Below are 10,199 nucleotides of genomic sequence, written 5' to 3'. Positions count from 1 at the left end.
CACATCACAGCGGACCCGGCGACGAGGGAGCCGGCGACCACCCACAGGGATGCGAGCGGGCCCTCGATGAGGGGCTTCGCGGCCAGGCCCACGATCACGATCGGGATGGTGGCGTAGATGACCCACCAGGCGAACTTGTAGTCGTGGTGGTACCGCTGTTCGCGGTGGGCGAGTCCGCGGCCCCAGGCGGAGACGATCCGCACGATGTCGTTGAAGAAGTACACCAGCACCGCGGCGATCGCGCCGACCTGGATGACGGCGGTGAAGCCGACCACGGAGGTGTCGTCGACCGGGATGCCCATCAGCCCTTCGGTGATCTTCAGATGGCCGGTGGAGGAGACGGGCAGGAACTCCGTGATGCCTTCGACGATGCCGAGGATGGCCGCCTGGCCGATGCTGATGGCACTCATCTGGATCCGTTTCTGTGGTGGATGGAGCGGGCCGTGCCCGCTGGGGAACGGCGCGGGCGGCCGCGGTCAGCGGGATCGGGGTCAGTGGCGCAGACGGCGCAGGGCCCGGCCCGCACGGTTGCGCCAGCGGGCCTTGCGACGCTGCCAGGCACGGGAGGAACGCGTGGCGGCGAGGTCGCCGAACAGTTCCTCGTAGACGTGGGCCACATGGGCCGGATCGAAGCGGCGGGCCGCGGCGCGGGCGGCCTCGCCCATGCGGTGGCGGTCGGGCTCGTCGGTGATCAGGTCGCCCAGCGTGGCGGCCAGCGCCTGCCGGTCGCCCATGGGGACCAGGCGGCCGTCTACGCCGTCGTTGATGATCTCGGCGGGACCGAGCGGGCAGTCGGTGGCGACCACCGGTGTGCCACAGCGCATCGCCTCGACCAGCGTCATGCCGAAGGACTCCGCGTCGGAGGCGGAGGCGACGATCGACGCCTTGGCGAACTCGGCCTCGATCGGGGACACCGCGCCCATCAGCGCCGCCCGGCCCCCCAGGCCCTGCTCCTCGATCAGCCGCTGGAGCCGCTCCTTGTCGGCGCCCGAGCCGTAAACGCGCAGTGACCAGTCGGGGTGCTTGGCGGCGACATCGGTGAACGCCTCGATGAGCAGGTCGAACCGCTTGGCGCGCACCAGCCGTCCGGCCGCGGCGATGACGGGGGCGCCGCCGGCGGGCGGCGGGCCCGGGTCGGGCACGCTGTTGGGTATGGCCAGGATCCGCACGCCCGGCAGCCGCATCCTCGCCCGGTAGACGGCCGCGTCGGCGTCGGTCGTGGTGACCACGGCGTCCAGGTCGCGGTACTGGCGGGCGAGTTGGGCGCGCAGCTTCTTGGTGTGCATGTCGTGGGTGAGGTGTTCCTGGGCGATGCGCAGCGCCTGGGGCGGGGCGAAGTGGGCCAGGTACACGTTGATGCCCGGGCGGGTACCGATGATCACGTCCGCGTCGCAGCTCCGCAGGTACTCCCGCGCCCGCTGGTCGGTGAGCCGGCTGTACTGCTCGTACCGCTTCTCGGCGGTGGGGAAGACCTCGGCCGGCTGATGGAGCAGGGGGTCGGCGGCGTCCGCGCGTAGGTCGACCAGCGGCACCACCGTCACCCGTGGATCGATGACGAAGCGCGGACGGGTGCGGTGGCGGAGCATCGACACGATCGTCACCTCGTGCCGGTCGGCCAGGGCTGCGGTGAGATTGAGCGTGGTGCGGATCGTGCCGCCGATCGCGTACACATTGTGGATCAGGAAGGTGATCTTCGGTTGGGCGGCATTCAGCGGGTTGAGGGCCAAAGGCACCGCAGGGTCCTTTCCGGCCGTGCCCGCCCAAGGCAGAGTTCTGCCCAGGCACGCGTGCATGGCACACTTGGGAGACAAACAGCTTTTACACCGGTGTAGGAGTCCTACGCGAGTGTAGGTGATGGGAGAGGGGAGGCCAACCGCATGGGCATCCGCACGCCAGGGCACGGGCCCAAGCGGCCCAACGGCGCACGCGAGGCCGAGATCCTTGAACTGCTTCAGCGGGCCGACGGCGCGCTGACCCCCCGGGAGGTCACCGAACGCCTCGGCAACGAGCTGGCCTACAACAGCGTGGTGACGATCCTCACCCGGATGCATACCAAGCAGTTGCTCACCCGCACCCCGCGCGGCCGGGCCTACGCCTACGCCCCCGTGACCGACGACCCCGGCTTCGCCGCCCGCCGCATGCGCTCGGTCCTGGAAGAGCGGTCCGACCGCCAGGACGTCCTCGCCCGCTTCGCCGACGAGCTGTCCACCACCGATGCGGACCTGCTGCGCCAACTGCTCGACCCCGACCAGTAGGAAGAGGCAGTCCAGATGCGCATCGCCGTCTACGTTCCCCTGCTGCTCTCCCTGCTCGCTCCCCTCGGAGCACGCCCCCTGGCGGAGCGATGCGAACCCCGCCTGGCGACCTGGCTGCTCACCGCCTCAGCCCTCGTACTGGGCACGGCGACCACCATCTCACTTGGGCTGCTGGCCATCACCGGACTGATCCGTTTCCCCCAGCCGGCCGGCCTCGGCCACTGGTCGGCCCACGCCGCACAGCGCGACGACCCCGCCGAACTGTCCGTCGCCCTGATCTCCGGCCTCCTGCTCGGCGCCGCCGTCCTGATGGCCGCCCGCATGCTCTGGCGGCGCGCCCGCACCCTGGCCACCGCCGCCCTGGAAGCGGCCTGCATGCCCGCCGAAGACGGCCTGGTCGTGATCGAGGACGAGGCCCCCAACGCCTTCGCGATCCCCGGCCTGCCCGGCCGCGTCGTCGTCTCCACCGGCATGCTGCACACCCTGGACGAAACCGAGCGCCACATCCTGCTCGCCCACGAACGCGCCCACCTGACGGCCCACCATTACGCCTTCGTCGCCCTGACCCAGCTCGGCGCCGCCGCCAACCCCCTGCTGCGCCCCCTCGCCACGGCCGTGACGTACACCATCGAACGGTGGGCCGATGAGAACGCGGCCATCGCCACCGGCGACCGCGAGCGGGTCGCCCGCACCGTCGGCAAAGCGGCCCTTGCCGCCCACCAGGTCCCCGCCCGCACTCCGGGCGCCGCCCTGGGCATCCTCGGCCGCCGCACCCCGCTCGCCGCCGCCGGACCCGTGCCCCGCCGTGTCGCCGCCCTGCTCGCACCCCCCTTCGGCCGCCACCCCGTCCTCACCGCCGCGACGGCCACGGTCCTCGCCATCACTGCCCTGTCCACCGCCGAAGCCGCCCACGACCTCCACCTCCTGCTGGAAACCGTCGGCGCCCGATAGGCCGGTCGGCAGCCCAGGGACGGTGAACGAACGGCCAAGGCGGGTACGCCTGCCCGAACGCTCGGGCACGCTCGACTACGGCCTGCTGCGGCAGGCGGCATCGGTGGTCAGTTCCACTGCCGGATTGCCGCGCCACTGGGCGTGTGCCGGGACGTGTTCGCCCTTCATGAGGAAGGAGTCGGCGTCGATGCGGGCGTGGTCGTCGATGACGACGCCGTAGTGCACGAAGACGCTGGTGCCGATCGTGCACCCGTTGCCGATGGTGATGCGATCGGATTTGAAGACCCCCTCTTCGAGCGAGTGTGCCTGCAAGATGCTGCCGGCGTTGAGGGCGCAGCCGTCGCCGACCTGGGTGAGGGCCCGTTCCAGGATCCGGCAGCCGTCGTCGAAGACCCGGTGTCCCATGCGGACGCCGAGCAGCCGCCAGATGACGGGTTTGAAGGGGGTGCCGTTGAAGATCGCGAGGTAGACGATGGACGGCACCTTCCAGTAGCGCTCATGCCGCCAGAAGGACCGCTCGTAGATGGAGCAGAACCGTGGCCGCAGGGTACGGAAGCCCAGCGCGGCCCGTTCGGCCAGCACGAAGAAGCCGACCGTGAAGGCGAGTTCGAGGAGGGCGGTGCCGATCGTCTCCAGCCAGTACAGCCCGCCGTTGCCGGTCAGAGGGAACATCGCGATCAGGAGGAGGCCGTAGACGTACAGGCAGCGCACGGTCAGGAACAGGGCCATGGTCCCTGCGTTGTGGTGGTTCTTGGCCCTGAGGCGGCGCCGGAGCCCGGGTCCGGTGGCGAGGTGGTCGAAGCGGTGGTCGCGCTCGACCGACCGTGGGATCTCGATGGGGGGTGAGCCGAGCAGTCCGGTGTTCTCCCTGACCGGACCACTGACGGGGATCATGGCCTTGGTGGCCAGCAGGCAGTTGTCGCCGGTCCTGCCGCCGGCCGGGTACACGATGTTGTTGCCCAGGTAGTTGTGGCTTCCGATGGCGGCCACGCCGGTGCGGAAGGAGGTGCTGGAGTACTCCGCGTTCGCCATGGACAGCCCGTCGGAGACCATGGTCCCGGTGCCGACCCGGCTGAGGGCGGGCACCTCGTGTTTGAGCATCGTGCCGAAGTTGGTTCCGGTCTGCTCGATCGGTGCCAGACGGTATCCGAGGGCCCTCAGGTAGTGCACGATCGCCGAGCTGTCGCCGAACAGGGCGATGGTGAAGCGGGTGCTGGTCAGCCGGGCGACGGCGCGCTGGAGTGTGAAGCGCACTCCGTACAGCGGATACACGGTGTCCGGCCTGAGGGGACGGGACAGTACTCGCGACAGGGCCGGTACGAGGGTCGCCCCCAGGAGGGCGAGGCCGAGCACCGCGGCCGCCGCGATCTCCAGGCCGTCGGCGTAATACGTCCAACTGCCGGGGCCGCCTGCTCCGGTGACGGTATGGATCAGCGCGGGCCGGGCCTCCAACAGCGCGCCGACGGCCACCTCGGCCACTCCCACGGTGGCCATCAGGACCAGCAGCGTGATGAGGCTGTGACACACTCGCCGCAGGCGGCCGCAGCGGGCCGGCGGAACGGTGAGGTAGTCGGATCCCTCTGGTGCGGGCCGGGCCGGCGAGCCGTGCCAGTGCTGCCCGGCGGGTATCGACTGGCCTTCGTGCAGCGCGGAGGCATGGCCGAGTTGAGCGGTGTCGCCGAGCCGTACGCCGATGTCGAGAGTGCTGTGTTCGCCGACGAAGGCGCGGGCGCCGATGGTGACGGGTCCGGTCTCGATGACCCCGTCGCGTGCCCGGTAGCCGTTGAGAAAGGTTTCCTTGCGGATCACGGTGTCGGCCCCGATGGTCAGCAGGTCGGTACAGATCGGCACCCACCGGGTGAAGATCACGGTGCGCGGTCCGATCTTGGCGCCGAGTGCCCGCAGGTACAGGGTGTACAGCGGCGTTCCGACCGTCAGGCGGGCCAGCGGGTTGGCGACGATGAGGGTTCTGACACACCAGAAGCGCACGTAGGTCGCGCTCCACAACTGGATGCGCCGCGGTTTCCACCGCCCGATGAGTATCCATTTGGCGGCGATCGGGAACAGGCTCGCGCCGATGAGCGCCACGGCGCCGAGGGCAACCGCGCGTTCATAGACATCGAGCCATCCCTGCCCCCGTGTCATCCAGGACGTTCCGGCGTCCAGCGCCACCGAAGCGAGGCTCACGTAGACCAGGAACATGAGGAACTGGAGAGCCGCGCACAGGGCGTACCGGAGCCTGCCCACCATCGGGGCGCCCGTTTGCCGCGGTACGCGGTCGAGCGTGGGAGGGGACGGCGCCTTGGCCAGGGCTGTGGCGAGCCGGCGCACCGTGGGATGCAGGTAGACGTCCCTCATCGACACGGCGGGCAGGTCCGCGCGTTCGCGCACGGCCGCGTTGAACCGCGCCATGAGCAGGGAGTTGGCACCGAGGTCGTCGAAGAAGTGGCTGTCCACACAGACCCGCTCGACCTGGAGGACCGCGGCCAGCAATTCGGCCAGCATCCGTTCGGTACTGGTGCATGGTGCCGTGTCGTCGCCCTGTGAGGTGAGCCGGCGCGGCTCGGTCGGCTGCGGCAGACGCCGGCGGTCCGCCTTGCCGCTGGGCAGCATCGGGATCGACGTGAGGTGTTCGAGATAGGCGGGGACCATATAGCCGGGCAGCCGTTCCCGCAGGTGCGCCACGGCCCGCTCGGGATCCACGGTCATGCCCGCGCAGGTGGTGTAGTAGGCGCACAGCTCCACCGTTCCCGGGGCGATCTCCCGGTCGCTGACCACCGCTTGGGCGACTCCGGGCAGGCGCAGCAGCACCGACTCGATCTCGGTCAGTTCCACGCGGTAGCCGCGGATCTTGACCTGGGTGTCGATGCGGCCGTGATGTTCGACCTCACCTTGCGCGTTGATCTTGCCCAGGTCCCCGGTCCGGTAGATCTTGCCGGACGGATTCCCGGGGATGCCGAGAAAGTCCGGAATGAAGGCACGTTCGGTCGTCTCGGGCCGGTTGAGGTAACCGTCGGCGAGCCCGATCCCGCCGATCGCGATCTCTCCCATGGTGCCCGGTGGCAGGGCCGTGTCCCGTTCCGGATCGAGGACGGCGACCGAGTACGTCGGCAGCGGGACACCGATCGTCACCGGGCGGTCGGGGGCCAGCGGGCTCCAGGTCGCCGTGACGGTCGCCTCGGTCGGGCCGTAGACGTTGAGGAACCGGCGGCCGGGCCGGTGCCAGCGGGTGACGAGATCCTGTGGGCAGGGTTCCCCGGATACCAGCAGGAACCGCAGCTCGGACGCGTTCTCGTCCAGGGTGGCCAGCAAGGTGGGAACGCAGCACAGCGCCGAGACCCGGTGCTCCCGCAGGAACGCGTCCAGCTCGGCACCGAGCAGGCTGGGCCCTTGAGGTCTGGGCACCAGCGTGGCACCGGCCATCCAGGGCACCCATGTCTCCTCGACGGAGAAGTCGAAAGCGATGGTCATCCCCTGGTAGACCCGATCGTCGCAGGTGATGCCGTAGACCTCCGAGGCCACCCGGACGAAGTTGCACACAGCGGGATGCCCGACGGCCACCCCCTTCGGACGGCCGGTGGATCCTGAGGTGTAGATGACGTAACACAGGTCGTCGGCCGGCTCCCCGGCTGCCAGGGCATCGGGCCGATCGGGGGACTGCTCCGCGACCCTGGACCGCACCCGATCCAGAAACAGCAACTCGGCACTGTCCGCGAGGGGGCGCGTCCGCTCGGAAAGTCGGGACAGCGACAGGACCATGCGCACGGAGGCATCGGCCACGATGTAGCTCAGACGATCCGGCGGGAACCCGGCATCCAGCGGTACGTACGCGGCGTGTGCCTTCAGCACGGCCAGCATCCCGACATAGGCGTCCACCGCCTCGTCGAGCAGCAACCCGATCCGGTCGCCGGGCCGTACACCTTCGGCCATGAGGAAACGAGCGAGCTGGTTGGCCCTTTCGTCCAGCCGCGAGTACGTGAGGGCGACGGCACCGGCGTCCACCGCGAGTCGGTCTCCCTTCTCCCGCGCACGCATCCGGTCGCAGCGCTCCTCGAACAACCGCTCAAGCCGTTCGCCGTCCCGCCACCGAACCGAACCGTCCCAGCCCGCGCAGGCGAGCAGGCCATCCGGACGACTCCGCGACATCGGCGTCCACGCGCACGTCGGCCGTCCGGGCACCGCCTCGTTCTGGTCATTTCCCAGCATCGTGTTCACCTCATGCGTGCTACGGCCACGGCCTGATCAGATCTGGTCTGCCACAGGGGCTGAGCGGGCTCCAGCTCCACGAACGCCTTGTGCAGGGCGCGTACGGCGTCCGGCAGCAGGGAGGCACGGCACAGTACGGAAACGCGGGTGTCCGACGCCGTCACCGGCTCGAACGGCACGCCCATCTCGTCCAGCGTCTTCCTCAGCAGGAGGAAAGTCCCGGCGTGCGAGCGGAATCCCGAGCCGACGAGCGACGCGGTCCCGACTTCGTCCTCGATGGTGAGGCCGTCGTAGCCGATGCCTCGGCGGCAGGTCCGCAGGGCGGCCAGCGCGGCGGGGGCGTCGGTCACGGGCAGGACCAGCGTAAGCGCGCCGGATCGCCCGTCGCCGGCCGGGACGGCACGGATGTCAGCCGTGCCGATCCCGCTCCCCGCCTTGGCCAGGGCGTACATCATGCCCGCCGCCGCCCCCGCGCGGCCCACCACACCGGACAGGGTGATCTTCGTGCGGGACGGGTCATGGGCCAGGGCGACCACCCGGGCGGGGGACCCGTACGACGGGGGCCGCTCGGGCTCGTCCGAGACGGAGGTACCCGGATGTTCGTCGTAGGACGACCGGACTCGGAGGGGCACCGCGTATCGCTCGGCGTACTCGGCGCTGGACAGGGCCAGCACCCGCGCTCCCGCGGCGGCCAGCTCCCGCATGGCCTCATAGGTGAGGTGGTCGATCGGCCTCGCCTCCGGCACGATCTTTGGATCCGCGGTGAGCACCCCGTCCACATCGGTGCAGATTTCGCATACGTCGGCCTTGAGCGCCGCCGCCAGGGCGATCGCCGTGGTGTCGGAGCCGCCGCGGCCCAGGGTGGTGATCTCGTCGTCGTTTTCCCCGCACACTCCCTGGAATCCGGTGACCACTGGGATGATCCCGCGGTCCAGCGCCTCCCGGACCAGGCGTGGCCGTACGTCCACGATCCGGGCCCCGCCGTGGGCCGGGGTCGTGATCACCCCGGCCTGGCGGCCGGAACAGGAGCACGCCGAGGCACCGAGCGCGTGGATCGCCATCGCGGTCAGCGTGCTGGAGACCTGCTCACCCACGCTCAGCAGGGTGTCCAGCTCCCGCGGACAGGGTGCGGTGTCCACGTTCTGGGCCAGCGCGAGGAGTTCATCGGTGGCGTCGCCCATGGCGGACACCACCACGACCACGTCATGGCCCTCGTCATGGGCCCTGACCACCCGTTCGGCGACCCGCCTGATCCGCTCGGTGGTGGGTACCGACGAGCCTCCGTACTTCTGGACGATGAGAGCCATCCGATGCCCCTCTCAGGTCTCTCTGGGAACAGAGGAACGATGGGCGCGGGTGGACACGGCGTCCACCAGGATCGAGCAGGCCGTGTCCACGACCTCGGCGGTGACGTTCAGCGGGGGCAGGATGCGCACCACGGCGTCGTCGCGTCCGCCGCGTTCCACGATGAGGCCATGGCGCAGCGCATGGTGCTGGACCGCGGCCGCGACCTCGGTGGCCGGGCGGCCGTCACGGGGGTCCGCCAGCTCGATCCCCCACATCAGCCCGCGGCCGCGCACCTGGCGGACCCATGGATTGCGGGTCAGCCCGGCCAGCCGGTCCGCGATCCGCGCACCCCCTCGGCGGACGTTGCCCAGGATGTCGTCCCGCCGGATGATGCGGATCGTCTCCACCCCGGCGGCGAAGGCCAGTTGATTGCCGCGGAAGGTCCCGATGTGCGCGCCCGGCGCCCAGGTGTCCAGCGCGGCGTCGTACAGGATGAGGGCGACCGGCAGACCGATGCCGCTCAGTGCCTTGGATGCCACGATGACATCCGGCTCGATGCCGTACTGCTCGAAGGCGAACCAGGTGCCGGTGCGTCCGCAGCCGGTCTGGACCTCGTCGACGATCAGGGGGATGCCCAGCGAGCGGGTCACCTCGCGCACCTTGCGGACGAAGTCGGTACGGGCGACGAAGTTTCCGCCCTCGCCCTGCACCATCTCCATGATCACCGCGGCGGGCAGCGGAATACCGCCGTTGCCGTCCCGCAGCGCCTGCTCCAGCAGGTCGGCGCCGTTGACGGAGCAGCCGTCCGGCGCCGGGCCACTGGCGGTGTACGGGAAGAAGTGCACTCCCGGCATGCCGTCGCGCACGGGCGCCTTCTGGGACACCAGCCCGCTGAGCGCCATCGTGGCGTGGGTGCTGCCGTGGAAGGCGCCCTGGAAGGAGATGATGTCGCCCCGGCCGGTCGCGATCTTGCAGAGCTTGATGGCGGCTTCGACAGCGTTGGCTCCCGTCGGCCCGCAGAAGTGCAGCCGTGCGCGCCGGCGCAGCTCCGGCGCCAGCATGGAGAGCTGGACCTGAATGAAGGCGTCCTTGGCGGGGGTGGGAAAGTCCAGGCCGTGCGTGAGGGAGCCGAGCTGCCGTCGAACGGCCCGCACCAGCTCCGGATGGTTGTGGCCGAGTGACAGCACCCCGGCGCCGGAGAGGAAGTCGATGAAGACATTGCCGTCCACGTCCCGGACGAAGCTGCCCTCCCCTTCGGCCAGGGCGATGGGCAGATGGCGCGGGTAGGTCCGCGCACTCGACTCCCACTGCTCCTGATGGGCCAGCAGGGCGGTGGAGCGGGGGCCGGGCAGGTCGCCGCTGACACGGGGAGCCGTCAGCGGAGCGGGCCGGAGGAGCGTTGTCATGAGAAGCCTCCCCAAACGTGAGCCGGAGGGCGGTGAGCGCGGTCGGCGGCTGCCCCGGCGTCGTGGCCGGGACCGCCCGGGGGCGTCCCGTGCG

7 protein-coding genes are annotated in these 10,199 nt (G+C 70.4%); 2 read left to right on the top strand and 5 right to left on the bottom strand.

Translation table 11 applies throughout. The annotated features are described in order from the left end of the window. Together KN815_RS02765 and KN815_RS02760 are read right to left on the bottom strand one after the other, a co-directional pair. The coding region (locus KN815_RS02765; RefSeq protein ID WP_301184539.1) for an undecaprenyl-diphosphate phosphatase at positions 1 to 410 on the bottom strand (410 nt) is incomplete at its 3' end. 81 nt (positions 411 to 491) lie between these two features. Beyond that, complete coding sequence (locus KN815_RS02760) at positions 492 to 1,733, bottom strand: glycosyltransferase family 4 protein (RefSeq protein WP_253208710.1); 1,242 nt, start codon at positions 1,731 to 1,733, stop codon at positions 492 to 494. A 144-nt stretch (positions 1,734 to 1,877) separates the two neighbouring features. Between KN815_RS02760 and KN815_RS02755 the strand changes: the two genes are divergently transcribed. Further along, a complete protein-coding gene (locus KN815_RS02755) occupies positions 1,878 to 2,255 on the top strand; it encodes a BlaI/MecI/CopY family transcriptional regulator (protein WP_216339796.1) in 378 nt (125 codons plus the stop codon). A 15-nt stretch (positions 2,256 to 2,270) separates the two neighbouring features. Beyond that, positions 2,271 to 3,206, top strand: a complete 936-nt coding sequence (locus KN815_RS02750; protein ID WP_216339793.1) for a M56 family metallopeptidase — start codon at positions 2,271 to 2,273, stop codon at positions 3,204 to 3,206. Between the two features lie 75 nt (positions 3,207 to 3,281). Here KN815_RS02750 and KN815_RS02745 read toward each other — a convergent pair whose 3' ends face one another. From KN815_RS02745 to KN815_RS02735, 3 genes are read right to left on the bottom strand one after another with little or no spacing between them, the layout of a single operon-like run. Continuing rightward, positions 3,282 to 7,412, bottom strand: coding sequence for a Pls/PosA family non-ribosomal peptide synthetase (locus tag KN815_RS02745; RefSeq protein WP_216339791.1), 4,131 nt, complete (start codon positions 7,410 to 7,412; stop codon positions 3,282 to 3,284). Between the two features lie 5 nt (positions 7,413 to 7,417). Continuing rightward, on the bottom strand, positions 7,418 to 8,719 hold the full coding sequence (locus tag KN815_RS02740) for an aspartate kinase (protein ID WP_216339789.1): 1,302 nt from the start codon (positions 8,717 to 8,719) through the stop codon (positions 7,418 to 7,420). A 12-nt stretch (positions 8,720 to 8,731) separates the two neighbouring features. Then, positions 8,732 to 10,105, bottom strand: a complete 1,374-nt coding sequence (locus tag KN815_RS02735) for an aspartate aminotransferase family protein (RefSeq protein WP_216339787.1) — start codon at positions 10,103 to 10,105, stop codon at positions 8,732 to 8,734. Positions 10,106 to 10,199 lie beyond the last annotated feature (94 nt).

This window comes from Streptomyces niphimycinicus, from assembly GCF_018883605.1.
GTDB classification, from domain to species: domain Bacteria; phylum Actinomycetota; class Actinomycetes; order Streptomycetales; family Streptomycetaceae; genus Streptomyces; species Streptomyces niphimycinicus.
The sequence above is the reverse complement of the archived record's forward strand: the minus strand, read 5'-3'. Positions and strand labels throughout refer to the sequence as shown.

What these genes read in the sequence shown, in the direction of transcription:
- KN815_RS02755 (WP_216339796.1), top strand. Translation starts at nt 1,878, where the DNA reads ATGGGCATCCGCACGCCAGGGCACGGGCCCAAGCGGCCCAACGGCGCA.
- KN815_RS02750 (WP_216339793.1), top strand. Translation starts at nt 2,271, where the DNA reads ATGCGCATCGCCGTCTACGTTCCCCTGCTGCTCTCCCTGCTCGCTCCC.
- KN815_RS02745 (WP_216339791.1), bottom strand. Translation starts at nt 7,412, where the DNA reads ATGCTGGGAAATGACCAGAACGAGGCGGTGCCCGGACGGCCGACGTGC.
- KN815_RS02740 (WP_216339789.1), bottom strand. Translation starts at nt 8,719, where the DNA reads ATGGCTCTCATCGTCCAGAAGTACGGAGGCTCGTCGGTACCCACCACC.
- KN815_RS02735 (WP_216339787.1), bottom strand. Translation starts at nt 10,105, where the DNA reads ATGACAACGCTCCTCCGGCCCGCTCCGCTGACGGCTCCCCGTGTCAGC.